Consider the following 26,034-nt stretch of genomic DNA (forward strand, 5'->3'; position numbering starts at 1 on the left):
TTGAGACTGGCGCTTAAAGTCGTGCCAGTCCTTTACTCAAGTTAGCTACTTTTTTAACGCCCAAAGAGCACAATATCTCAGCGGCCAATTTTGAGCGCTTACCGGTTCTGCAGACAATGAGATACATTGAATCGGTTGATAACTTGCCGTCAATAAACGCATTGACCAAACGCCCTATCGGAATATTGATCAAGCGATTTTCTAATTCACAGTCCAGCTTCTCTGGTACTTCACCTAGAGATAAATGATGTTCTCCTCGCTCTCTTACATCAAGCACTACAGCATCGTGTGTATTTAACCAACTATTCGCAGCCTTTCGACTTGCTAGCTCATCATATTCAATTGAAGTGTATTCACAGTCAAGTTGGTTGTTTAATGCCGTGTTTGAACAAAGAAAAGTCTCTTTTTTAGCAAAGTCGGTAGCGAAAAAAAGACTATTTGAACTTGTATCTAAATTGCAAAACGCCTTGGTCAGAAATACCTTTTTTTGTGTTTCTTCATTAAAGACGCTGAAGATCATAGACTTTTTGCCATCCACAGTGTGGTATGTAACACTCCAATCATCACTGCCAAAGTAACCCCCGTGTTGCCCCAGTTGGTCTGGCATCAAAACTTCAACTGATTGTCCAAAGATACCTGTTATATTGTTTATCAATTGCTCGCTTTGGTCTGTATCGTCACTGACAATGAATGTTACCTTGTTCAAACTTTTGTTTTCTAACATGCGTTTTATTTTAGGTAACAAAGCTTGGATCGGGCTAACAACAACCGCTTCTTGATTTTTGGAGACAAATAACCAGCACTGTTGATTTTGATAATATAGGTGTGTCAAACCACATATATTCGAAGATTGCTCATGTAGTATTGAGGGTTTGATTGCACGGATCGCGTGGCAGGCTTTTTCAATAAACACTGTGCTGTCTGCAGGTCCAAAAGACAAACGAATTGCATTTGAGCAACACCAATTGCTCAGTCCCATAGCTTGTAAAACGAAGCTGCTATTTGCACCTGAACTGCAAGCAGAACCCCCACTTACCCTGATCCCCGCCGCATCCATTAAGTCAATCACTTCTTTACCCGTGAAATCGGCCACAGAAAAATTAAGTGTCGTCGGTACCGAGTCTTCAAAATGACTATGAAAAGTTACTTTTGGAAACGTCTCCTGTATTGCGTCCACCAGCATAGCACGGTGCTGCCGGAGCTTATGAATCGAATTGAAGACTTCACTTTGGCTCACAAGTAGAGAAAATAAACTATGCAGGCCAGCAATACCTGGTAAATTTTCTGTGCCAGATCGCATCCCTGACTCTTGACCACCACCCGCGACAAAAGGAATGTAAGGCTTTTCCGACCTTATATACAAAAAGCCGATCCCTTTAGGCGCATACAACTTGTGACCAGAAAATGGTGCATAATCAATAGAAATCGTATCCATACGCATCTCCATTTTTCCCAATGCTTGTACACAATCCACAAGCCAAGCGATATCTGGATTATGAGCACGAATCACTGTTTCTAGCCCATATAGATCTTGTCTGACTCCAGTTTCATTGTTCACTGCCATCGTACATATCATCACAGCATTTGATATATTACGTGCAATGAAATCATGATCTAACATACCGTACTGGTCTACTGGGATCTCTATTAGCCTCGCATTAAGACCTAATAGGCTATTCCAGTGCTTAATCGTGTTTGGAACTGCTTTATGCTCTGTTGCCCCATACAATATAGTAGGCTCATGCGGATCTCTTGGTGCATATTTCAAATAATGACTGATAACTGACACTATAGCCGTTTGGATCCCTTCGGTTGCACCAGACGTAAAAAGCAACTCCCCACCAAGGGCGCCTATCGCCTTTTTCCCAAGTTGTCGAGTTTCTTCTAGCAAATCTTTAGCTTTAATCCCAGCCAAGTGAGCACTGGATGGATTGCCAAAATTAACAGCCATGGTTTCCATGACTCTTTCCAATATAGGGCTGATTACTGGCGTAGTCGCATTTGCGTCAAGATAAATCTGTTCCGGGCTTTTGGGGTTCACGTACACAACTTATAACTATATGAACTAAGTTATTCCATTTTACACATAAACACTCTTTCAGTTAAAGATAATTAATTTCTCAAATACAAAAAAAGGAGCATAAATGCTCCTTTTTATCTCATTCACCTGTGTGCTAAATTGGGTTTGCCTGGCGTTGGCTAGTAGACCAAGCGTTCCCTAACGCTTTGACCAAGGATGCAAGCGGGATCGCAAAGAATACTCCCCAAAACCCCCATAAGCCGCCAAAAAATAAAACGGCAACAATAATATAGACAGGGTTTAGATCGACGGCTTCTGAAAATAACAGCGGTACTAATAAGTTACCATCTAACGCTTGAATTATCCCATAGACAATGAGTATGGTCCAAAACTCGGGTGCTAATCCAAACTGAAACAACGCCACTGCAGCGACAGGGATCGTCACTAATGCCGCACCAATAAACGGAATTAACACAGACAACCCAACTAACGTGCCAAGCAGTGCTGCATAACGCAAATCTAATACAGCAAAGGCAATAAAGCTTGTACCACCAACAATGACTATCTCAATGACTTTACCGCGAATATAGTTCATTATTTGATGATCCATTTCTTCCCACACTTGCGTGATAAGTTTTCTGTCTTTAGGTATAAGCTGCTTAATACCCATTGTTAAATTCGTCTTATCTTTGAGCATGAAAAATACCAGCAATGGGACGAGTATCAAATAAATTAACCATGCAACCAAGTCTTTAATTGATGTCAACGACACCGACACAATTACTTCTCCCAATGCCAACACTTTACTCTCAACACCAGTCACGATGTTCTGTACTTGTTGCACCGAAATCAAATTGGGGTAGTCATCAGGCAAATGAAGCAAGTAATCACGACCTTTCTCTATCATGCTCGGGGCTTCTTGAACTAGGTTACTCGCCTGCGACCATAGCACGGGTACAATCACAAGAAGTAGCGCCAAAACTACGCCAATGAAACCTAACATTACTATGCTAGTTGCCATTAATCGACTGGGTATGGCCTTTTGTAAACGTGTCACTGGCCAGTCAAGTAGATAAGCTATCACTAAAGCAACTAAGACAGGAATGACAAATGAGCCAAAAAAATACAGCATGGTCGCCATAAAAACGAGCATCAGTAGAAGTGTGACCGAATCAGGGTCTGTAAATTTCTCTTGGTACCAGGATTTAATTAACTCAAACATCCGTGACGTGAACCTCAATATAGTTAAAAGTGCCCTCATTTAAACAGGCATGGTGATACGAATGACCACACAAATAGCGCTTTACATCTGATATGTCTTGCGCATCTGAATATATAAATCTTATCCTGCCAACACACATGCTTTTTAGCTGCCATTTAAATTGTACAAATAACTGCGGGCATTGATAGCCTCGCAAGTCAATCACCTTTGGTTCTTCATTTTTAGTTTTAAACAAACTCACAAGCCTCCCCTTGTTAATTTTAGGTTAGGTGTAGGTAATGATAAAGCACATACAATACAATTTAAAAACAATAGAAACCAATTATATACCCCATTCGCGTTCGCAGTATCTGCAACCCCGTTTATAAATTACCCGCCTAGCAAAGAGCAAGCGAAAAATCATCTATTTTGAAAGCAAAGCGGCGTCTTTCAGTAGCTTGAACATTGCCAATGGTTTATTCTTATAAGAACAATAAGTTTTACGGGAAACCACATGCCAAAAGCAAATAACAAGGCACGTTTGCCGGCGAACCCCACACTAAAAGAAATCAATTGGTACAAAAAACAAATCAATTGGGGTGAGCTCCCGCCGTTTTACCACCTAGTCGCGTCTTCGGTCAGTGAAAGCGAGGGTATTTTTCAGCACGGCTTCGATAATGCGATCAAAAGATTATTAGACAAGCGCAATTGGAATTTACAGCTTTTGGACGGATATGAAGATGATAATGGTATCGTGCATTGTGACAGTGCGCCAAAAGTCTCTCTCCATCAAGCTTTTACAGAGCGAGGTTATGAACTTTGGGCATTTCCAATTGCCCGTAATGTCAAAGTGGATACATACCTTAAAGATAATAAATATTTAGAATTTAATGTATGGGACCCCCACACCATGAAAACGCTGATTAGATTCAGCCAAATGCATAAGTTTATTCGTTTTTACTTTGAACGAGGAGACATTGCAGACAAAGCGTTGATATTGCATGCGCACAAGGTTGTTCATCAAACCATTTCTCTTTTGAAAAGAGAATTGAACGTTATCAATGTCGATGGGGTCTCAATAAAGGATTTTTATTTATTATGTGAAAAAGACGCCCGAGCTTGTGAAGATGAAATAAATCTAGCTAAAATCATGCTCGGTGACGATTATAAGAAGGACTAGAATGCGATTAAAACAAGCACTTGCTGCGACTTTATGCGCTCTAACAATGAGTTATTCTACCGTAAGTACCGCCTCAGATTTTAAACTTCCTGACCTTGGTACGTCTGCTGTTCAAGTTTTACCTATTGAGAAAGAGCAAGCCATAGGTGAAGTTATGATGATGCAGATCCGCGCAAGCTCTCCACTTGTTCAAGATCCGGTGCTCAATGAATACCTGTCATCACTAGGCAACAAGTTAGTAGCCAGTGCAAATGATGTTAGGTTTCCTTTTAAGTTTTTCTGGCTAAACAACAAAGCGATCAACGCATTTGCATTTTATGGTGGCCATGTTGGGGTGCACACAGGGCTTATTGCACAATCAGACAATGAAAGCCAACTCGCATCTGTGCTTGGTCACGAGATTGCTCACGTCACACAACGGCACTTGGCCCGAAGGATCCAGCAAGCAAAAGACAATAGCGCATTGACTATTGCGGGCTTAATCACCGGTATTCTTGCCACGGTTGTCGCCCCTGATGCCGGTATGGCAATTCTTGCAGCGAATAGTACTCAAGCAACTTTGAGTCAACTTACCCACAGCAGAAAGGCTGAGCAAGAAGCTGATAGATTTGGCATGCAAACTCTACAAAAAGCGGGTTACGACCCATATGCTGCAAGTGAGTTTTTAACCAAACTGGCCGCCCAAGTTCGTTTTAAAAATAAGCCCCCGGCGTTCTTGCTTACGCACCCTTTGCCTGATTCTCGAGTGTCAGACGTCAGGCTCAGAGCACAACAATACCCTAAAAAGTACGTCCCAAGCAGTGCAGACTTTAATTACGCAAAAAGCCGTGTCATGGCTCGCTACCAGTTGGACAAAAAAGATGCTCAGGCCTACTTTGAAAATATTTTAAGAACCAGCTCTGACCTTGATAAAAGCCAGTATGAATACGGTCTCGCTATTTCTTTACTCGACCAAAAGAAGTACGACCAAGCGGATAAAATCATCGGAAAATTACTTAAGCAAAACCCCAACAACCTGTTTTATTTAGATGTATTTACTGATATTAAATTAGGGCAAAAGCAATACGACAAAGTGATTTCCCTTCTAGAGCAGAAGCATCAACTTCGTCCGAATAATCAAGTTATCACATTAAATTTAGCTAATACCGCCATTAAGGCGAAAAAGTACGACAAAGCAGAGCAACTCCTGAGAGTGTTTTTGTTAGAGAAGCCTAATCATGTACTTGCTAAGCAATTGCTCACCGAAGCATATGAACTCAGTGAGAATAAAGCGGCTTATCATGAATCAAGGGCAAGTCTACTGTCTCACTATGGTGCTTTTATGAAAGCAGCTGACGAAGTTCAGAAAGCGCTCAACTTCATCGAAAAAGACGATGAAATCAAAAAATTGCGTCTAAAAGCGCTCTTGGCTAAGTATCGAAACATGCAAAAAGAACTTGCCAAATTGTAATATTATCAACGGCCTACCTAGTCATTAATAAGCTAAATATTAAGTTAATGCAAAAGATAGGCACACTTACTTCGATAAGTTACAATCAACAAAAATATAAGTTACCGTTTATAAGGTTCATTATGTCAGTCACTATTTATCATAACCCTCGCTGTTCAAAATCAAGACAAACGCTTGCTTTATTGGAAGAAAATGCCGTTCAACCCGATATCGTAGAGTATCTGAAAAACCCCATTGATGCTGCGACCCTTGATACGTTAATTACTCAGCTTGGTTTTGAGTCAGCCCATCAATTAGTGAGAAACAAAGAAGCTATCTATAAAGAGTTGGGCCTGAGTAAAAACAGTGATGAGCAAACATTGAGAAAAGCAATGATTGAAAATCCAAAATTGATAGAGCGCCCAATTGTCGTCAATGGAACTAAAGCAGCACTAGGCCGCCCACCTGAATCGGTTTTAGACATCATTTAAGCTTATGCCAACTATTTTAGTTTTATACCATTCAAGTCATGGCTCAGTAGAGTCTATGGCCAATGAAATAGCCGAAACACTCAATGCCCACGGTGCAACTGTGCGGTTGCGGACCTTTGTTCAAAAGCACGCACATGACATTGTAGTAAGCAAACAAGACCTCATTGAGTGCGATGGCTTAGCATTTGGTACACCAACACGCTTTGGCATGATGGCAGCTCAAGCAAAATCATTTTGGGAAACAACCAGTGATATTTGGCTTAAAGGGCAATTAATTGATAAACCGGCATGTGTTTTTTCCTCCTCTAGCAGTATGCATGGAGGTAATGAAGCCACGTTACTCAATTTGTCCCTTCCATTATTACATCATGGCATGATGCTGATGGGCGTGCCTTATGATGTCCCCGAGCTTTTATCAACTGAGGGCGGTGGTACACCTTATGGTGCCAGCCATGTTGCTGGGATGGATAACAACTCACAATTAACCGACACTGAAACTAAAATTTGTCGAGCAGTAGCAACTCGACTTTACACAGTTGCAAAGAAACTATTATGAGTGACACCCCAAAACAACCGAAAACGAAGCAATTCCATCGATTAGCGCTCTTTGGCTACTTTGGCTTATTAATCTTAATGCCCGCTTGGCTATTTCTTCTCTCCCCAAGAGAAGGACACAGTATAGGCTTTATGTTTGCAGTCTATATTCTTCCTCTGTTATTACCTCTCAAAGGCATAATTCAAGACAAGCCATATACCTTTGCATGGGCTAATTTCATTGTCTTAATCTACTTTATACATGGCTTTACGCTGCTTTGGATAGCGACAGATGAGCTACTTTGGGTTAGCTTAGAATTGATTTTTGCCACATCTATGTTCATTGGTTGTACTTATTATGCAAAACATAGAGGGCAAGAGTTGGGGTTAAAAATTCGCAAACTCAAAGATGACTTAGCCGATGAAAAGGAAGCTCACCAAGACAGCATTAAATAATTAAGCGTGTTTAAGTCACCATAAAAGCCACGTCGTATGGTGGCTTTTTTAATGTTAGAAGTTAAGCTCGACCACCTGTGATCTTGTTTGCTCTTCCCTCTTCTTTTGCTTTGTCAGCTCTTCGTCGTCTTGCTTCTTTAGGATCAGCAATCAATGGACGATAAACCTCTATACGGTCACCCTCTTTGACAACTTGATGTAATTTTACTGTCCGATTCCAAATCCCTAAACTCAAATTTGTGGGGTCAATCTCTGGACATCGCTCTAAGATCCCCGACTGCATCACAACATGTTCAGCGGATGTACCTTCAGCAACATCAACCGTTAAACATGTCGCTTTGTCTGGCAGAGCAAATACAACTTCAACCTTAATCATTTACCTAACCCCATATACCGATTTAGCGCGCTTGGTAAATGCCGTAACCATATTTTTTGCAACTTCATTAAACACTTTACCAAAAGCAAGCTCAATGAGTTTACTAGCAAACTCGAACTCTAATTTTAAGTGTACTTTACAAGCCTGTTCATCCAGTTCTACAAACTCCCAATAGCCTTGTAATGATTTAAATGGACCATCAACGAGCTGCATTTTAACTCGATTGCCTTCAAATTGATTTTTAGTAGTAAACCACTTGGTCAAACCTGCTTTTGAAATTTCTAAACTTGCTGTCATTTCTTCCGTTGAACTACTCAACACCTTCGCACCAGAACAGTTCGGTAAAAAATCTGGGTAAGCATTTACATCATTGACCAAATCAAACATTTCTTGTGTGCTGTACATCACCAATGCACTTTTTTCTACTTGTGGCATACGATCTCCAAACTTAACTGTCCCAATTTTACCAAGCTTTTAAAGATTTATCTTGTTTGCAGCGCCACTGTGAGCGAAAATATGGCATAAAAATTAAATAACTCTGTTTTCCAATTCGATTTGTAGGTAGACTAAGCCATTATGGCAAAGAAAAAATCAAATAAATCAACAAGCAATACCATAGCGCTTAATAAAAAGGCGCGTCATGAGTATTTTTTACACGATAAGTTCGAAGCAGGTATGGAACTACAAGGTTGGGAAGTCAAAAGCATCCGAGCTGGTAAGGTTAATATCTCAGAAACTTATATTCATCTAAAAGACGGTGAAGCATTTTTACTTGGCAGTCAGATACAGCCTTTAAATAGTGCCTCAACTCATGTTATCTGTGATCCGCTTCGCTATCGCAAGTTACTGCTCAACAAACGAGAAATAGACAGGTTAATCGGTGCCACTGAGCGTGATGGCTTCTCTTTAGTTGCGACAGCAATGTACTGGAAGAAGTGCTGGGTCAAACTAGAATTCCACCTTGCTAAAGGTAAAAAGATGCATGACAAACGTGCTGACATTAAAGACAGAGATTGGTCTCGCGATAAAGAAAGACTGATGAAGCACAAAGTTTAATGCTTTGAATATACAGCCTAATTACTTAGGCTGTATCATGCCGGCTGTTTCATCTAACTTAAGACAGAATAGCCCCCGTCTTGGCATCAATAGTTAAAACAGCTTCCGTTTTTGGATCTTTAATCTTAGCCGTATCTTTATTTACAAGCGCACTGCGCGGCACCTGAATTTTGCTACCCGTATCAGGGTTAACCACGATTAAAAAGCGCGATGCCTTCTGCGCAATCTCTTTTGCACCTTGGTTTTTAACAAAGTGGATGTCTAATGTCATACCGGCAGTGACGCCCGCAGTTGCTGATACCCTAAAGTTGTTAATTTCGTATTGAGAGTTACCGGCTAATAGATCGTTATCTATGTCTTCGACCGTTTTGACAGACGCTTTAGTGAACTCTTTTACTTTATTCATGACAGATATATCTTTGATATTATCTTTTGCATCTGTCGCTTTTTGCTTTATAGAAGCAGTTAAGCCTTCACTCTTTTCTTTTAAATTTACACCCAGCTGACTATTCCCTTCCTCGTCAGTAAAGTTTTTTGCCGCTGTCTCTTTTATTTTGTTAAACATAATTAAATCCTTTTTATTAATAATCGTCAAATCCATCGTCATCAATCATCATGGTATCCGCTTCACCATCAAAGTCAGTGTCAGCGATTACGGCATCAATATCGCCGTCACCATCTAAATCCATTGCTACCAGATCAATTACCCCATCACCGTCAGTATCCATAGCAACGGTATCAATGACACCATCCCCATCAGAATCAACGCCGACCGAATCTACGTAACCGTCACCATCGGTATCCATAGCAATCGTATCAACTGCGCCGTCACCATCTTCATCTACCATGATGGTGTCAACATATCCATCTCCATCTGTATCCATCGCCACGGTATCAATTATGCCATCACCGTCTTGATCAATACCTACTGTATCCACGTAACCATCGCCGTCTACGTCAGCAACAACACCATCACTGATGCCATCTCCATCTACATCCACTTCGTAAATATCTTCCATAATTATCCCTTTCAAAACTGTACATTTTATATGCACAAATATTTTCTAGCATATTGAAATATATTATTCAACACCCTGAATTTAAGGCATAAATATATTCATGATAAAAGACGAAATTAAGACAAGAGAGAAGAATTAAAAACAGTGACTACAAACAAAAAAAGCCCCGTAGGGCTTTTCATAATCGTCTAATTTAAAAAATTAGCCTTTATACTTTTGAACAACCAATGTGGCGTTTGTGCCGCCGAAACCGAAGCTGTTCGACATAACTGTGTTTAGTTCAACATCGCGACGTTCTGTTACGATGTCTAAACCTTTTGCTTCTTCATCCAGCTCATCAATGTTGATTGATGGAGTAATGAAGTTATTTTCTAGCATCAGTACTGAGTAAATAGCTTCATGAACACCCGCTGCACCTAACGCGTGGCCGGTCATTGCTTTAGTCGCACTGATTGCTGGAGAGTTATCGCCAAATAGCTCTTGAATCGCACCAAGCTCTTTTACGTCACCCACTGGCGTTGAAGTACCGTGTGTATTGAGATAATCAATACCACAGTCAAGGTTCGCCATTGCTTGCTTCATACAACGAACCGCACCTTCGCCTGATGGCGCAACCATGTCGTAGCCATCTGAAGTCGCGCCATAACCTACGATTTCACCATAAATATGTGCGCCACGAGCTAGAGCATGCTCAAGCTCCTCAATAACCATGATGCCGCCACCACCAGAAATAACAAAACCATCGCGATTTGCATCGTAAGTGCGTGACGCTTTTTCTGGCTCTTCGTTATATTTTGTTGATAGTGCACCCATCGCGTCAAATTCCATTGCTAGTGTCCAGTGAAGTTCTTCACCACCACCTGCAAAGATAACATCTTGCTTACCAAGTTGAATTTGCTCAACGGCATGACCAACACAGTGTGCAGAAGTCGCACATGCTGAGCTGATTGAATAGTTCACACCTTTAATTTTGAAAGGTGTAGCAAGACACGCTGATGTTGTACTCGCCATAGTACGTGGTACCATGTAAGGACCAACACGCTTTACGCCACGCTCACGTAAAATATCTGCGGCTTCTACTTGGTACTTAGAAGAACCACCACCAGAACCAACTACAAGGCCAGTACGTTCATTCGAAACTTGATCTTCCGATAAGCCAGAGTCTTCGATAGCTTGTGCCATCGCAATATATGAGTATGCAGCAGCATCACCCATAAAACGGTGTGCTTTACGATCTACTAACGCTTTTACGTCAATATCAATTTTACCTGACACGTTACTGCGTAGGTTCATGTCGGCAAATTCTTGGTTAAAAGCAATACCACTTTTACCCGCTTTCAAAGATTCTAATACTTCTTGCTTGTTGTTACCGATGCTTGAAACAACACCGATCCCCGTAATTACGGCTCTTCTCATGGGTAATTCCCTTAGAACTTAAAAAATTTAGGTGTATTCTACGCATAAAATACTGATCAAGTGGTCAGCTTTCCAGCGTACACACGTACTCTGAACTGATATTTGTAAAATTGCAACGGACTAATGCAAATAAAACCAGTAAAATACCTGTAATTTATGAGCATTATACCAACGTACTCCTATGATAAGTAACGCACAAATTCACTTTAATGATTCAGGCACGCCTGTAGCTGACAATTTTGACGATGTTTATTTCTCTAATGATGACGGCCTCGCCGAATCAAATTATGTGTTTTTCGAACAAAATGAGTTGCCAGCACGATTTTCAAGCCACCCAAGAAAACATTTTGTCATTGCAGAAACTGGATTTGGTACAGGTCTAAACTTTCTAAATACTTGGTCACAATTTAAACGCACTAAAAACTTAGCTATTGAACGACTTTATTTTATGTCGTTCGAAAAGTATCCGATTAAGTTGAGTGATTTAAAGCAAGCGCTCAAAGCATGGCCTGGGCTCAGTGATCTTTCTGAGCAACTATGCCAACAATATCCTTTAGCACTTCAAGGCTGTCATAGATTAGAGTTTGATCAGGGACGAGTTATTTTGGATTTGTGGTTTGGTGATGTACAAGACTCTATGCCGCAGATTGCATACCAAAGTAAAGGCGTGGTAGATGCCTGGTACCTAGATGGGTTTGCTCCGAGTAAAAACCCAGATATGTGGCAGCAAACACTATTTGATAGCATGGCGCACTTAAGCCAAGAGCATGCAACTTTCGCCACCTTTACGGCTGCGGGATTTGTTCGAAGAGGCTTACAAGACGCTGGGTTTGAGTGTAAAAAAGTCAAGGGTTATGGCCGTAAACGTGAAATGGTTGTTGGCAAATTAAAAGCAGTCACTGAAAAGTCGACAACCCCTTTGTATTATCAGCATCAAAAGGCTGAATTATCTAATGTTGCAATTATTGGTGGTGGTATCGCCAGTAGTTGCCTGCAATACCATTTGGCTAAGCGTGGTGTAAAGAGCAGCTTATTTTGCGAGGACGATACGCTCGCACGAGGGGCATCCCACAATCTTCAAGGGGCGGTATATCCAAACTTACAAAGTGAATATGGGATCCCATCAGAGTTTTATGCACACAGCTTTTTGTATGCGAAGCGCTTTTATGACCAACTTAGTCATTTGGGTTTCCAATTTTCCCATCAATGGTGCGGCGTTTTGCTTCAAAGTATTAATGACAGCAAACAAATACAGCACAATAAAGTGGCGAGTAGTGAAATATACCCAAAACAACTCATCAAAGCTGTGGACCAAGTTGAGGCGCAGTCTATTTCAAATATAGATACCCCCTATGGCGGTCTGTTCATTGAGCTGGGCGGTTGGGTAAGCCCTCCAGAGCTAACCCAGGCCGTGTTTGATGCCGCTCAAACCAAGCAATCCAGTGAATGTCATTTCAACACTCAGATAAAGGCCTTAAACAAACATGACGATGGCTGGTATTTAGACGCTGGCGAACAAACATTCGGGCCCTTCTCTGATGTATTCATTTGTGCAGGAGAACATACCGATAGGTTTGAACAAACCCAAGAGATTGGGATCCACGGTGTACGAGGACAAGTTTCTCATATTCGCGAAGGTGCAGCGTCATCCAAACTCTCGACTGTGCTTTGCCACAAAGGCTACTTTACCCCCAGTCAAAACGGTTTACATTGTATGGGGGCAACCTTTGAGAAACACAGCAAATCCAGAGCCGTCACCGTGCAAGATGACATTACGAATCGCCAGCAACTTGCAGGGTTTTATCAAGGTACAGACTTTGATAACAGCTTAGGACAAGTTGAAAGTGCCAAAGCAGCGGTCAGGTGTTGCTTTAACGATCACACCCCGATGATTGGGCAAGTACAAGACAAAGACGACCTACTTCACGCATTTGATAATATCAAAAGAGGTAAGTTTTATGATTTTAAAGAACCGAACTTGCCTCATAAAGGCCTGCATATTGTAACGGGGTTTGGCGCCAGAGGGCTCTGTACAGCACCGCTTGTCACAGAGCATTTAGTGGCAAGTCTGTTTCAAGAACCTTTGCCATTTAGTGAGCGGGTGCATGAAGCGTTGCATCCAGCACGTTTGATCATCAGGGATATGATCCGCAACAAAATATAAACCATCGACGGTGTACGTTTCCAAGCCCTTTTTAGGGCTTGGAAATCTGAATGATCACTCGACGGTTAGCTTCACGTCCAATTGGCGTTGTATTAATGGCAACGTGACGCTTCTCACCAAATCCATCTGTCATAATTTTATCAGCAGGTACACCTTTACTCGCCATATACTCTTTTATGGCCATCGCACGTTTCTTCGATAAATTTAAATTAACGTTTTTACCGCCATAACTGTCTGAATAGGCAGAGATATAAATAGAATCAATGTCAGGGTCATTATTGAGGTACTCCCCAATCATATCTAAGCGTTTTCGAGACGACTTGGTTAACTCACTTGAGTTCTTACGATAGTTCATCACCACAAATGCAATGTCTTCGAAACTGTATGGCAGCAGGTTATCTCTGCACTGTAAAAAGTCCCAATAAGATTTTTTAAAATTAACAGAGGATAAAGACACCGCAATTTGGTCGTGTTTATTATTCCAGTCTTGATAGTAAAAAGTCGGTTGATATCCTTTTTCAAGCTCTGTAAGCATTTCCCACGCCACCGAGTTAGACAGTTCTCCGTCAAACTTTTTAAGTAAAGCCATCTTTCCCATTGAGCGAGCTGGGAGCCCCGCTCGCCAACTTGGCGGAACAGATTCTAGCCCAGCAAAATCATAATCTTCAGGTCGAATAACCATATCAAGATTAAAAGTGAGGTCTTTATTTTTACTCGCCGACGCGCTAAAAATCGCTTCACCATAGTACGGTACATCATGGGAAAGTGTGCAAGATAACCGTGTAGTTCTGTCCACCATCCACTTGGAGTTATCAACCGAGGCACTATATTGCCGCATCGCACTGTGTGCACTTGCCGCAAACACACATGTGATAACAGTCGCTAAGATATTGAAATGTAAACTCACTTTGCTTCTCCAAGCCATTGCACAACTAAACAGGCTAATCTGTCAGTGCCTAAATCATATTTCAAGATACTAAGAAGCAATAAACATACCGCCTTTCGAGACAATAAATCGACAGAAACTAAAAATATCTGCTTGTTCACCTGATCCTAATTAGCATCTTGCTTTATGATCAGTATAATAGGCGGCTAATTTTAGAAAACCAAGTTTATCATGGCAGAACAAGAGCAAACCCTATTCGCAAAACGCTTCAGAGGCTTTTTCCCCGTAGTAATTGATGTTGAAACAGCAGGCTTCAATAAAGAAACTGATGCCCTTTTAGAAATTGCCGTCAGTCTATTAAAGATGGACGACCAAGGCGAGCTCAGCATTGATAAGACAATTCATTTTCATGTAGCACCATTTGAAGGCGCTAATATTGAACAATCTGCCATCGAGTTTAACGGCATTGATCCTTTTTCTGAACTGCGCGGTGCAGTAGAAGAAAGTGAAGCGATTAAAGAGATCTGCAAGGCGGTAAGAAAAGCACAAAAAGATGCAGGATGTCAGCGCTCTGTCATCGTTGCCCATAATGCGGCCTTTGACCATGGTTTTTTAAATGCCGCCATTGAGCGTAATAATATAAAGCGCACACCTTTCCATCCATTCGTGAGTTTCGATACCACGTCATTATCGGGCCTTGCTTTAGGTCAGACCGTACTTGCGAAGGCATGCCGTGCAGCTGGAATTGAGTTTGATAACGCTCAGGCACATTCCGCATTGTACGATACCGAGCGCACTGCTGAGCTATTTTGTTACATTGTCAACAAGTGGCAAGCGCTTGGCGGATGGCCGCTTCCTCAGAGCGAAGAACAAGAGAACACTGAACAAGACTAAATTCAGGGTTTCATCAGACATTAAAAAAGCAGCCTTAGCTGCTTTTTTAATTTACAAATTCCTGAGTAATTTTCCCAGCGTCTAATTTAACAGAATGAGGTGGGTAAATTCTTGAAAAAGAACGACTATCTTTAGCAATAGTCAATTCGATACCCGGATGCATTAACTCATTCACTTTAACACGACTTAACTTAACCAAACGCATCAGCTTTTGAGCGACCAGCTTGCAGTTACGAATGTTTCGTTTGTAATGCGCATCTAAACGCTGTTCTGTGGTTGCAAGCTTTTTCAAGTAGTTGTCCCGCTTATCTGAAGCAGGTGTCTTTTTAGCTTTAATCTGCGCTCGCTTAACAGCTAAAATCTTGTCCGATAACAACTTATCAAGCTCTTTAAACTCCTTTTCTTTTTTCTTCAAATCATACCAGTCTTGCGCCAATACAATACGCGTGCGAGTGCCTGATGGTGCGCCGACTTCACCCGCCTCGATACGCATAGCATTATAGACATTGCCACCAATCAGCTTTCCTCTTGGCGTGTCGCCCTTGCCCACGCGTATTAAACGCTTTGACTTTAAGTCGCAATGTAAGGCTTGACGTTCAATAAACAAATCTTGGTCCGATTCAATATGGCAATATTGACCATAGCCAACAGAAATCGTTCTTTTTGCTTTTATAACACAAGAGAAGTCTTCACCTTCAAGGCGCTTTCTGCCTATTGCGCCTAACATCACGGTAACCGCACTTTCACTCTCTAAATGGGCTGACTCCACAAAACCAATCACCGTTATGTCTCCGGTGGCTTTGATCTTCATACCATCTTTCACATCACCACTGACCACAACACTGCCGTCAAACTCAATATGCCCGGTTGTGACGTCAACATTGTCATAACACAAAACATCATCCACGCGCATGCCTCGAGGGACTGAAACAGGTACACCTTTGGCGTTGGCTATCAATAAATTTGGGTCATCAGGACTGATTTTAGTGCCTTCTGAGACCTGTAAAGTAAAGTCTTTTCCCGGTTTAGGTTCTAAAATATCACCAAACACCGAGAACCCCTTTTCTCCAGGCGTCGGAGGTACACGTTTCATCAAAGGACTGCCAGGTTTAACAGTGATGATTGCGCCTAAGTCACGCATATCAACTTTTCCACCCGACTTTTCCTGTGGGCTGAGCACACGGTCTTGAGCAGTCATACACAGCCTCACAAACCGCGCATCTGTGCCATCTTTTGCTCTGACACCATGAGCGACGATACCGGAATACACACTACCAGGAGATTGCTCAAACTGCTGCCCTAAAAATGTATCCAGTGCCCTCTCGTTGATCCCCTTTACCACTCCAGCATTGGTCAATGCATCTCTTGCTTCATCTATCGTTATGAGCTTGCCGCCTCTTGCAGTCGTCAAGCGCGCTTCTGCCAACATGTTATTTTCTTCTACATGCACGACGATAGAAGCATCAACAGCCCTTGCAACGATAAGAACATCTTTCTCTCTATCATCTGAAGGAGCAAACAACTGACCTATATTGGCGTGAATGACATCAAAGTCGGCATAAGAGGATTGTTCCAGCAGCTCAACTAGCTGTGCAGCACTCGCGGGAAACCCCGAATGCGCAGGATGTTCCTTCATAGAAACATACCCAGACTCCTCATCAAAACTAAACAACGACATCACTTCCTTCCTAAATACTCTTGCATATTTTACTTTTTTTTATGCAGCTTCCACCATTTCAGCATATCGCCCTAACAATGTTAAGTTAAAATTGGCCACTTTTAAGGCAAATTATGAATGATTGTAAACGCACTAAACGCTGAACTAGCACAAGTTGCTATTATTACTAAATTTATCGGAAAAATGCGTGATTTCTTTAGTAAAATTCACAATATGAGACTTTATTATTAGCTTATATCTAACCTCTATCTGATATAAAGAGCTAACGTTTTATCGCCTTTATCGTTCCTCACTCTTGAAAACACCGTAAATTAATTTTGTAACATTTTCCGATTAGCAAAATCTATCTTGAAATTTTATGCATGTATTAAGCCATAAATAAATTGCAATGAACTGTTCAGAACACTGACCTGTTTATTGCCTTATATACAACCTGATCAAAAAGGCTAAGCAAAAGTTACCAACAAATTATGGAGGAAGTAAGAAGTTATTTGTACATAAAACCTTCTTATCAGGACTTGTTCGTAATCTGCTATCAGTTTTTAACTGGTGTCATATTTGCTCAACAAAGTATGGCTAATGTTCTCGTTGAGGCGTTCGTCTTAATAAGATTGGTTAGAGAGAGTGCCATACAGATGATGTTGAATCACTGTGGGTAAGAAAATATGAGCAAACAACACCTGAAACTGATAACGCAAGGTCAAGATTTTGGCTATATTACCATTCGCAAAAAAACATCCGGCTTATTTTACGGTAATAGTCCAGTCGAACATGCGACAGAATTTGAGCTGATACCCTGTCGCAAAGATTGTCATGCTTTCTACTACAAAATTGCCAACAGCCAAAAAAGCTACATGGATTTATCCTTTGCATCAAATGTCGTCAAGATCACACAAGCCAATAATCCTGAAAGCGAAAAAGTTTGCACGTGGAAAATACATAAAAGCAACTTATACGCACTTGGCCATGAACAAAGCTCGTTCAATATTTTAAGTCGCTCAGTTTTCAAACCTAACTCAACTATTCTATACGCAGCCCCATTTTGTAGCCGAGATTTTAGTCACTTGGAAGTGGCAATATGCAAAGCGCCTTATCACTTATATACTCAATGAATAGCAACTGCGAAAAATGATTTTAAGCCGTTAAAAAGCGTATTAACCTTAGCTGATAATTAACTGTGTACTTTAAAGTTATCAATGAACTCATGGATTGTTTTCAAACGCGCACATACTCATTACTCGTTTGTCAGGTGTATTGTTAAACATAACAAATACACCTCATACTTAAACTTCAATAAGCCATATAATGATGAAATAGCGTCACTCAAAAAGTCCTGAGCAACTTCTTTGTGTTTTTATTTTTGATAACTGTGCAATCAACTGCTCATTCATTGAAATCTGCGCGAAATTACCTGTACTTACTCGTTTAACGCCAAGTTGTGCCAACGTGTCTATGTCCGGCAAAGATGGGATGGCCATCACGTTAATCGGTAACGATGTCGCTTCCACAATTTTAGTTATATCTTGTTCATGTGAGATACATGGGAAAAATAGCCCATCCGCACCAGCGGCTTGATAACTACTCGCTCTGATAAGCGCTTCATCTATTGCATTTTCAAGGCCCAGTAAAAATGCATCGCAACGGACATTAATAAAGATAGATACATCACGAGACGTAAGTTCAGCGCGCAACCCCTGCAGCAAGGTTGCAAACTCATCTTTATTGCACAATGTGCGTGATTCTCTCACTCGGCTATCTTCTATATTAATCCCAACTACCCCCAACTCAGCTAACTGCTGAATATGATGAGCAATAATATGTAGATCTGTACTATAGCCAGACTCAATATCGACACTTAAAGGTAAGTTACTAGATGCTGCAATCCTTTTAACAACAAACAATAACTCTTCAAAAGGCATATGTTCACCATCCTCGTAACCGAGTACCGCAGCCAATGCTGCACTAGAGGTGCCAATTGCTTGATAGCCAGCTTGCTCAGCACACTTTGCGCTTGTTACATCCCAAACGTTTGCCAGTAAAAGTGGCATCTTCTGTTGATGAAGCTGCTTAAATTCAATCATCATTTTATCCTTGTCTTCAATTTATTAGTTTTATTGATGTATGTTCAATGGCTGCATTTTTGCAGTCTCGTTTTAAAAAGGCCAACGATGAAAATCGACTTTTATTATAAGCACAGCTTATAATACAAAAATAAATTCAATCACTATCAACATCACGTGTTTAAAAATATCAACCTGCTAGTCACATTTGAATGTGCGGCACGACACAACAGCTACAGCCAAGCTGCACAGGAGCTGAGTATTTCTCAGGCTGCTGTTAGCCAGCAAATTCGTCAACTTGAAGCCATACTCAATACCCGTTTGTTTGTTCGCAAAGGAAAGCGAATGCGATTGACTCAACAAGGTGCTGCCCTGTTCGAACATGCTCAAAAAGGGCTGTCGATATTAGATAAAGGCATAAATTGTGTACAAAGAGAGGACATTGATGGTGAACTGACTATTACCTCGACACAGGCTTTTATTTCCCTTTGGCTAATGCCAAGGTTGCAGGGTTTTACAAATCGTTACCCGAATATTCAAATCAACGTCTCTTCTTCAGCAAATTTTGTGGATTTGAAACAGACGCATATAGACTTAGCAATTCGATTTGGTACCACAGTTGAACAACATACACCGGATAATTTTATTTGTGAATATTTTGGCGAGTCGCCTGTTTACCCTATCTGTTCGAGTAGCTTGGCAAAACAGCTAAATTTAAACGAACCTGCCAATTTATTATCTCATCACATAGTGACTTTAACGCATAAAGGTCCCTACGATTGGCCTAGTTGGTTTAACGCAGCCGGAGTAAAAGGGTTTGAAAGTCATACTCTTTGGACAAAAGTAAACTCGACGGATATGGCAATTAGTGCCGTTTCTAGTGGCCACGGTGTTACGCTGGCAGCCCCATACTTATGTCAACAACAGCTCGACAGTGGTGCGCTTGTGATCCCCTATAAACTGCCACACCCAAATAAAGTTAAGAGATATTTTGTTTTCGAAGCAAACTCTCCAAGACTGGCAAGGCTTAAAATATTTACCGACTGGCTTAATCATGAAATGAAGCACAGCTAAATCATTATGCTATGTGAGCGTTACTATGACATGTAAGTCACAAGCACACTTAAAAGCCCAGAGCGCACATCATCAAACTTAGAATATTAACAAAGATCTGCGCCCAAATATGTACTATGTACTCAGCACACAATTTAGGGGAATAGACTGTTATGCTTCACATACTGTTTATGCTACATAACAACCCCACTCTCTGTCAGTGAACCTCAGCTACTGAATTAGTGTATTATTGATAAACCACAATTCAAATCATAAACATGTGCCGCTTTTTGCGCCATTTAAGTCAATTGCAACGCTTGGGTTTTCTATTTGGTAATAAAGTGAGAGGATTTGCCATTTATTCTCCACTTTATAGAGTTGAATGCTATTGACCCCAGTAAAATCGGGCTCTTTTTGACCCTTCATAAAACGAGTCTCTGCCAAACTATATACATGAGCAAATCGGTCATACACCTGTACTTTACGCAGCACTTCACATTCGTAAAACCCCTTTTCAGGCACTTTATCTAACAAAGTAAAAAACTCAGCGCCAGAAACTGCCATCAACTTAGGATCCGCATTAGCTTGATGAACACCAAATATTTTAGCTTGTGTATGAAATAACTCTTTTAATTTAGCAATATCGGGCTTTTCTTTTGGTGCATGAGAGAGCGCTTTAAATAATGATCCAACAGCTTCTTCTGGCGTGCTATGTGCCAATGCACCGCATGATAGCGCTGATGCAAGTAACATAAAGTTTAATCGCACATTATTTCCCATTTTAATTGTTATTATTGGACCTTAATATTTATCACCTTTTGTGCGTATTGTTCAACATATTGAGCGCTAATTAATCGGTGACTTATCATGACAGTTATAACAACCTCTATTGCTAACAACAAAAAAATTGCACTCATGATGGGTTAACACAACAGGAGTAGGTCCATTCAATATACAAATAATAGGTGGTTAAGATAAATAAAAGGCTATCAAATTAAAAGTCTGATAGCCTAAAATGGAGCTAACTAATTATGCTCACACCAGATATAGATTTAAGACTGCACAGGCTACTTTTTATATTTTAAGTGCTCATCAAAAAATGCCAGCATCGCTTTTAAAGTCTGAATACGATGAGGTTGATAACTCAAATGATGGTCGCCATCTTCTAGTTCAATATACGTAACATCTTTATCTCGTAATTTTTTGACCAGTTTTTTGCTGTGACTTACAGGGACAGTGACATCTTCTGTGCCGTGAATAAGCAAAATCGGTTTGGAAATAAATTCTGACAAACTGACAGGCGACACCTTTTCCAATAGGGACCGCTCTCCTCCTAATTGCTTTCTTACTACGTCCTTATTGATAAAGTAACGAGCTCTGGAGTACATTGACTCCAAATCAGTCACTCCAGCAAAACTCGCGGCACATTTAAAGGTTTCTGGATGTTTAATAACAGCCATTATTGCGGCATACCCACCGTAGCTACTACCCGCGATACACATTTTATTTTTCTCTGTATACCCCTGCGCCACTAACCATTTCGCAGCATCATCTAAATCGTCCTGCATAACCTTGCCCCAACCGCCAATTGCAGCTTGAGCAAATTCGAACCCATAGCCATACGAGCCTCGAAAGTTTGGTTGCAACACGATGTAACCGTTATGTGCGAAAAACTCTGACCAGTAGTCAAAACCCTGATAATCTCGAGCATAGGGACCGCCGTGCGGCAACACAATTGCAGGGTATTTTCGGCCTGGTTCATGCCCTTGAGGTAATGTAATATAACCCTCGATTTTTACCTTATCCCTAGCCGAATACTCAACTCTCTGTTTACCAAGATAATTACTCTCATCAATTTTCGGATATCTTTTCGCAAGATACTGGATCGAATTTTTTTTCGTGTCTCCCAACAAATAACTTCCCGAGTCCTTATCAGATTCACTATACACAATATACCGGCCACCCGTTTTATCCATATCGGTAATAATATTAGTGGCGCTTGGTAAAACTTGTGAAATAGAGCTTTGCAATGTCTTTAAGTCACTATCCCAATATTGAATGGAGTTGTCAGCATAAGCATGAGAAAAACCGGCAACAGCTCCCGTTATGGGAGAATAAACAAGCGTTCCATCAACATCATAATTTGGATCATGAAATACAAGATCTCTAGTCAACTCAGGTTCCTTAAGGTCGACTTTGAAAATAGAGTCTTTATCATTGTGAAGTGCTTTAATATATAAAATGGAAGGATCACTATCAAACCCTAGCACTGATACTTTATCTTTAGAAAAAACTTCGTAATCAAAAATGGTTTTCCATTTTGAGGTTTTGTTATCTAACAAACGATAAAAAATACGTGTTTCGTCGCTGTGATAAGATAGTCGAACATTACCCTGTCTATCTGCTATCCAACCATCTACATGCGCTTTGTATCTAACAATACGTTTAAGTTTACGCTTTTTAACATTAAGTTTATATACATCGGGTCGGTTCGGCTGGTTTAAATCGATTGACAGCAAAATATGTTCCGGGTCGTCCGGCAGCATGCTAATAACACGGTCTTTAAATTGAGCGTTATGTTGACCTCTTTTCGGACGCACAACCAACTTTGCGCCTTTACTTATATTGTTTAAATCAACACTGAGTAGCTCTGTACGTGTATACCTGACGACACTCTCTCTTTTTGTATATGATATCCCAAACAACAAAGTGTCGTTATTTAACCAGTCAAACCAGTTTAGCTTAGCATTTAAATTATCAGTTCTTGTTATTGCTGTGACTTTACCGGTAGCAATATCACGAACAGCTAAAATTAGCTCCCCTTTGTTATTTATAACATAAGCATACTTGGAACCATTTGGAGAGAGATTAAATTGACTGACATTCGGGAGACTTGCATAGGCCTCTACAGGCAGTTTTTCTTGTGTACTTCCATGAGCGTAAAAATGAGCAGTTAACAGCCAAAACGCCATCAATAACCATAATGCTGAAGGCATTATAAATCCTATAGTTGTAAATTTTCTAAATATTATCAATATATTGTATCAATCATATCTATTATTTTCCTTCAGTAGAGTATTAAATAGTCTGAATTAAAATCTAGCGCACCTATCTCATTTATATACGGAATAAACATTGAACAATTTTGGCTGTGCTGTATACGCCTAGCTCTGAATATAAAACCCAAACATAATCTGCTTAAAAAAAGCACAAGCTAGTTAATATTTCGATACTAAAAACTAAAATAATGCATGTTAAGGCAAACACCCCATTAGCGTTAATGACACATGACCAATAAAATCAAAATCGACTAAAAAAACCAAGCTATTGTTTTATATACAAAAAACAAATCTCACATGTAAAAAAGGTACAAAAGTCATACTTATTGATGATATTTTGCTGTTATGATTGACTTTCAACCACACATCACAATAATTCGACTCCCTGAAATAATCACACTTAGAGTTTTGAACATCAATGTTTAGTTTTGGCAAAGAAAGAAAAGCACTGCAGCAATCGCTTGAGCAAGTCACGAACGAAAAAAAGGCGTTGGAGCAAACGCTAGTATCTGTAGGCCGCTCTACTGCCATTATTGAGTTCACCCCTGAAGGAAAAATCATTACCGCAAATGATAATTTCCTCAAAGTGATGGAATACGAATTAGATGAATTAATTGGTAAACATCACCGTATTTTTTGTGATAGACAATATACTGGCTCCTCAGATTACCAACGTCTTTGGCAAAACCTGAATCAGGGCGAGTTTTTCTCAGGCACTATAGAGCGCTTTACTCGCTCTGGTAAGCAACTTTGGCTAGAGGCAAGCTACAACCCAGTTTTTAACATCGATGGTAGCCTTGTCAAAATCATCAAATTTGCCTCTGATGTCACTAAACGCGAACATACCGCAGTATCTCAACAAAACCTGATTGATGCATTATACCGTTCCATGGCGGTTGTTGAGTTTGATGTATCAGGCAACGTCCTGACGGCCAATGATAATTTTTTAGCAGCAACGGGTTATCGGTTAGAGGAGATCCAAGGCCAACACCATCGCCTATTTTGTCCTGAGCATATTGTTCAGTCTCACGACTATAGTGCGCTGTGGAACCAGTTAGCTGCTGGACATTATTTTAGTGGTCAAGTAGAGAGAAAAAACAAATTGGGTAGCGAATTATGGCTTGAAGCCAGCTACAACCCGGTTATAGATAAAAACGGAAAAGTCATTAAAGTGACTAAATTTGCTTCTGATATCACAGAACGTATTGTGGCTACCCGTCAAACTCAAGAAGATGTCGGTCATGCATCTAATCTTGCTGATAAAGCGGCCCAAAATGGCTCTGAATCGGTTACGGGCGTTATTGACCTCATGCACATCCTGAGCAACGGCATGAACACTGCTTTAACTAAAATAGAAGCACTGAATAAGCAATCAGATCAGATCGATAATATCGTCTCTACTATCAGCGCAATTGCAGAACAAACTAATTTACTGGCACTCAATGCAGCCATTGAAGCAGCCCGTGCAGGGGAACAAGGGCGAGGGTTTGCGGTTGTCGCCGACGAAGTTCGTCAGCTTGCAGCCAGGACTAGTAGCTCTACAACTGAAATTGCTGATGTGGTTAAAACAAACCTTACACATTCAGCAGAAGCATCCGAATCTATGAGACAAAGTGCTGAACAGGTAGCCTCAGGTGTCGCCCTCATTGAAGACCTTAATACCACTATTAATGAAATTAACCAACAAGTAGATAGTATTGTGAATACTGTCGCTAGGCTTAATTAGGTATACGTATTTTAATTACAGCGAACAAACTAATTTATCTAATATCTTAGATATAACACAGCGTTATTAATGCTTGTTAGAGTAATAACCAAAGACTTGCTACTTTTCTGCTGCTTTATTAGTGAAGGTAAAGAGCAAAAAAAGTAGCAAGTGCGCTCTTAAAAAAGCAATCTATGATACGCAATAAGCACTATTTTTGTGACAACCTAAATCACTAACTAAGCTTACATCCATTATCATACAGAGAGTTCAATTAACGCCTCTACGCTAAGAAATTCTTTACCATCAAAATAAGCTCTTGCTTGGCATCAAAATTTTCGTTACACAAAACCCAACCATCAGTGCCCATAATCTCTAACTTCGTTATTTTTATGCTTTCATTATAATCATAAAATCCAGATATTTTAAAAATGCCATAAGGAGTGTTAAGCCTGTTTATTGTAAAAGTCTTCATATTGACACCGCTTTATAGCAATTAAGGTAAATCTTGATATACTATTTTAGTCAAAGGTAACGGAATTAATTCTTAACCTTAAGCATCTTACATCTTAATGCGGGCAATAGAAGGTCGACTGTATCCATACTCGAAACCACTCGTTCAACAGTGATTTGCATCGACCGCGACACTGGCAGGTTTATCTGCTGCTTTTGCGGCTAGTAGCATTGAGTAGATATAATCTACATTAGCGTTATTAGGGTAAACAATAAAACTATTCCCACTGGTTCTAGTACGAGATTTGGGGTTTATGAAAACAGTCGTCCAGATGCCGTTTTAAACGATACTCTTTAACATCTACGAGCCATTTATCAGCACTGTGAGCTTGAGAAATCGAAAAAAAGATAAAAAACCACAGCGATTACAATACTAAAAAACCAACTTTAAGTTAACATTAAATTACGAGTTAAAAATAAAACATTGGCATTAAATTAAACCCTAACCAAAAAACCGAAAACACTCTAAGAACATCGCACTAAAAAATATAAAAACAAAAAAGTAGAGCAAAATATAACTATTTAATATTAATAAATAAGAAATCAGGAAGGGATAATAAGGCCAGCATATACTGACCTTTAAATTAAAGATAATAATTATGCACAAGTATTCGTTGTACAGTTTGTGTCGTTAGGATCATTTGACAAACAGCCTGTTGATGTTGGTCGATCACATTCATTATAGTATGAAATCCATCTTCCACCGCCTGCAATACCGCGTGTAGCTTGAGTCGGTAAAGCAGTTTTGTCGTTTGAAAGGGTCTTTAGCTTTGATTTTTTAAAATTAAGTTTCATTATAATTCCTTTAATTCTTACTTTTTTAATGTTTTCGTTTTAATTAGCA

Annotated in this window: 26 protein-coding genes; 11 read left to right on the forward strand and 15 right to left on the reverse strand. The window is 40.2% G+C overall.

The annotated features are described in order from the left end of the window. Positions 1-13 precede the first annotated feature (13 nt). From JF50_RS08925 to JF50_RS08935, 3 genes are all read right to left on the reverse strand, one after another. A complete protein-coding gene (locus JF50_RS08925) occupies positions 14-2,047 on the reverse strand; it encodes an aminotransferase class V-fold PLP-dependent enzyme (protein ID WP_039609104.1) in 2,034 nt (677 codons plus the stop codon). A 127-nt stretch (positions 2,048-2,174) separates the two neighbouring features. Next, positions 2,175-3,242: an AI-2E family transporter gene (locus JF50_RS08930; protein ID WP_039609105.1), complete on the reverse strand. Its 1,068-nt coding sequence runs from the start codon at positions 3,240-3,242 to the stop codon at positions 2,175-2,177. Beyond that, the gene (locus JF50_RS08935) at positions 3,235-3,483 is read right to left on the reverse strand and encodes a sulfurtransferase TusA family protein (protein ID WP_039609106.1); all 249 of its coding nucleotides are present in this window, start codon (positions 3,481-3,483) and stop codon (positions 3,235-3,237) included. The genes JF50_RS08930 and JF50_RS08935 overlap by 8 nt, the downstream gene beginning before the upstream one ends. Positions 3,484-3,735: 252 nt before the next feature. Between JF50_RS08935 and JF50_RS08940 the strand changes: the two genes are divergently transcribed. The 5 genes from JF50_RS08940 (at position 3,736) to JF50_RS08960 (ending at position 7,311) form a co-directional block, all read left to right on the forward strand. Further along, positions 3,736-4,401 carry a hypothetical protein gene (locus tag JF50_RS08940; protein ID WP_039609107.1) on the forward strand — a complete coding sequence of 222 codons (666 nt, stop codon included), beginning with the start codon at positions 3,736-3,738 and terminating at the stop codon, positions 4,399-4,401. 1 nt (position 4,402) lies between these two features. Then, a complete protein-coding gene (locus JF50_RS08945) occupies positions 4,403-5,851 on the forward strand; it encodes a M48 family metalloprotease (protein ID WP_039609108.1) in 1,449 nt (482 codons plus the stop codon). Between the two features lie 122 nt (positions 5,852-5,973). Further along, positions 5,974-6,321, forward strand: coding sequence for an arsenate reductase (glutaredoxin) (gene arsC / locus JF50_RS08950; RefSeq protein WP_039609109.1), 348 nt, complete (start codon positions 5,974-5,976; stop codon positions 6,319-6,321). Positions 6,322-6,325: 4 nt separating this feature from the next. Continuing rightward, positions 6,326-6,877, forward strand: a complete 552-nt coding sequence (wrbA, locus tag JF50_RS08955; RefSeq protein ID WP_039609110.1) for an NAD(P)H:quinone oxidoreductase — start codon at positions 6,326-6,328, stop codon at positions 6,875-6,877. Further along, the gene (locus tag JF50_RS08960; protein ID WP_039609111.1) at positions 6,874-7,311 is read left to right on the forward strand and encodes a DUF2069 domain-containing protein; all 438 of its coding nucleotides are present in this window, start codon (positions 6,874-6,876) and stop codon (positions 7,309-7,311) included. Before wrbA ends, JF50_RS08960 begins: the two co-directional genes overlap by 4 nt. Before the next feature lie 61 nt (positions 7,312-7,372). Here the strand turns inward: JF50_RS08960 and JF50_RS08965 are convergent, their stop codons facing one another. After that, positions 7,373-7,687 (reverse strand): RnfH family protein, encoded by a 315-nt coding sequence (locus tag JF50_RS08965; protein WP_039609112.1) that lies wholly within the window; start codon positions 7,685-7,687, stop codon positions 7,373-7,375. Continuing rightward, on the reverse strand, positions 7,688-8,122 hold the full coding sequence (locus tag JF50_RS08970) for a type II toxin-antitoxin system RatA family toxin (protein ID WP_039609113.1): 435 nt from the start codon (positions 8,120-8,122) through the stop codon (positions 7,688-7,690). Between the two features lie 141 nt (positions 8,123-8,263). Between JF50_RS08970 and smpB the strand changes: the two genes are divergently transcribed. Next, positions 8,264-8,743: an SsrA-binding protein SmpB gene (gene smpB / locus JF50_RS08975; protein WP_023401520.1), complete on the forward strand. Its 480-nt coding sequence runs from the start codon at positions 8,264-8,266 to the stop codon at positions 8,741-8,743. A 58-nt stretch (positions 8,744-8,801) separates the two neighbouring features. Here smpB and JF50_RS08980 read toward each other — a convergent pair whose 3' ends face one another. The 3 genes from JF50_RS08980 to fabB form a co-directional block, all read right to left on the reverse strand. Next, entirely contained in the window at positions 8,802-9,308 is a 507-nt protein-coding gene (locus JF50_RS08980) for a hypothetical protein (protein ID WP_152614493.1), read from the reverse strand. 16 nt (positions 9,309-9,324) lie between these two features. After that, positions 9,325-9,762, reverse strand: a complete 438-nt coding sequence (locus JF50_RS08985; RefSeq protein ID WP_200890387.1) for a hypothetical protein — start codon at positions 9,760-9,762, stop codon at positions 9,325-9,327. Between the two features lie 201 nt (positions 9,763-9,963). Further along, positions 9,964-11,178, reverse strand: coding sequence for a beta-ketoacyl-ACP synthase I (gene fabB, locus JF50_RS08990; protein WP_039609116.1), 1,215 nt, complete (start codon positions 11,176-11,178; stop codon positions 9,964-9,966). Between the two features lie 181 nt (positions 11,179-11,359). On the opposite strand from fabB, the gene mnmC reads away from it, so the two are divergent. Next, positions 11,360-13,342, forward strand: a complete 1,983-nt coding sequence (gene mnmC / locus JF50_RS08995) for a bifunctional tRNA (5-methylaminomethyl-2-thiouridine)(34)-methyltransferase MnmD/FAD-dependent 5-carboxymethylaminomethyl-2-thiouridine(34) oxidoreductase MnmC (RefSeq protein WP_039609117.1) — start codon at positions 11,360-11,362, stop codon at positions 13,340-13,342. Positions 13,343-13,373: 31 nt separating this feature from the next. Here the strand turns inward: mnmC and JF50_RS09000 are convergent, their stop codons facing one another. Continuing rightward, complete coding sequence (locus tag JF50_RS09000; protein ID WP_052262250.1) at positions 13,374-14,249, reverse strand: flagellar protein MotY; 876 nt, start codon at positions 14,247-14,249, stop codon at positions 13,374-13,376. A gap of 210 nt (positions 14,250-14,459) precedes the next feature. Between JF50_RS09000 and rnt the strand changes: the two genes are divergently transcribed. Next, complete coding sequence (gene rnt, locus JF50_RS09005) at positions 14,460-15,122, forward strand: ribonuclease T (RefSeq protein ID WP_039609119.1); 663 nt, start codon at positions 14,460-14,462, stop codon at positions 15,120-15,122. A 46-nt stretch (positions 15,123-15,168) separates the two neighbouring features. Here the strand turns inward: rnt and JF50_RS09010 are convergent, their stop codons facing one another. Next, positions 15,169-16,800, reverse strand: coding sequence for a DUF342 domain-containing protein (locus JF50_RS09010; protein WP_039609120.1), 1,632 nt, complete (start codon positions 16,798-16,800; stop codon positions 15,169-15,171). Between the two features lie 665 nt (positions 16,801-17,465). On the opposite strand from JF50_RS09010, the gene JF50_RS09015 reads away from it, so the two are divergent. Further along, the gene (locus tag JF50_RS09015) at positions 17,466-17,912 is read left to right on the forward strand and encodes a hypothetical protein (RefSeq protein WP_039609121.1); all 447 of its coding nucleotides are present in this window, start codon (positions 17,466-17,468) and stop codon (positions 17,910-17,912) included. A gap of 207 nt (positions 17,913-18,119) precedes the next feature. Here JF50_RS09015 and JF50_RS09020 read toward each other — a convergent pair whose 3' ends face one another. Next, entirely contained in the window at positions 18,120-18,884 is a 765-nt protein-coding gene (locus tag JF50_RS09020; protein WP_235423408.1) for an isocitrate lyase/PEP mutase family protein, read from the reverse strand. A 153-nt stretch (positions 18,885-19,037) separates the two neighbouring features. Here JF50_RS09020 and JF50_RS09025 point away from each other — a divergent pair, with 153 nt between their 5' ends. Then, entirely contained in the window at positions 19,038-19,934 is an 897-nt protein-coding gene (locus JF50_RS09025) for a LysR substrate-binding domain-containing protein (protein WP_039609122.1), read from the forward strand. A 249-nt stretch (positions 19,935-20,183) separates the two neighbouring features. Here the strand turns inward: JF50_RS09025 and JF50_RS09030 are convergent, their stop codons facing one another. Together JF50_RS09030 and JF50_RS09035 are read right to left on the reverse strand one after the other, a co-directional pair. Then, positions 20,184-20,681 carry a hypothetical protein gene (locus JF50_RS09030; RefSeq protein WP_152614494.1) on the reverse strand — a complete coding sequence of 166 codons (498 nt, stop codon included), beginning with the start codon at positions 20,679-20,681 and terminating at the stop codon, positions 20,184-20,186. Positions 20,682-20,980: 299 nt separating this feature from the next. After that, the gene (locus JF50_RS09035) at positions 20,981-22,909 is read right to left on the reverse strand and encodes an alpha/beta hydrolase family protein (protein WP_039609124.1); all 1,929 of its coding nucleotides are present in this window, start codon (positions 22,907-22,909) and stop codon (positions 20,981-20,983) included. A gap of 481 nt (positions 22,910-23,390) precedes the next feature. Between JF50_RS09035 and JF50_RS27840 the strand changes: the two genes are divergently transcribed. Next, positions 23,391-24,698, forward strand: a complete 1,308-nt coding sequence (locus JF50_RS27840; protein ID WP_039609125.1) for a methyl-accepting chemotaxis protein — start codon at positions 23,391-23,393, stop codon at positions 24,696-24,698. Positions 24,699-24,960: 262 nt separating this feature from the next. On the opposite strand, the gene JF50_RS09045 is transcribed toward JF50_RS27840, so the two are convergent. Both JF50_RS09045 and JF50_RS09050 read right to left on the reverse strand, forming a co-directional pair. Beyond that, entirely contained in the window at positions 24,961-25,152 is a 192-nt protein-coding gene (locus tag JF50_RS09045; RefSeq protein ID WP_039609126.1) for a hypothetical protein, read from the reverse strand. Positions 25,153-25,787: 635 nt separating this feature from the next. Further along, positions 25,788-25,985: a hypothetical protein gene (locus JF50_RS09050; RefSeq protein ID WP_039609127.1), complete on the reverse strand. Its 198-nt coding sequence runs from the start codon at positions 25,983-25,985 to the stop codon at positions 25,788-25,790. Positions 25,986-26,034: the final 49 nt, after the last annotated feature.

The organism is Pseudoalteromonas luteoviolacea (genome assembly GCF_000814765.1).
Classification (GTDB): Bacteria; Pseudomonadota; Gammaproteobacteria; order Enterobacterales; family Alteromonadaceae; genus Pseudoalteromonas; species Pseudoalteromonas luteoviolacea_H.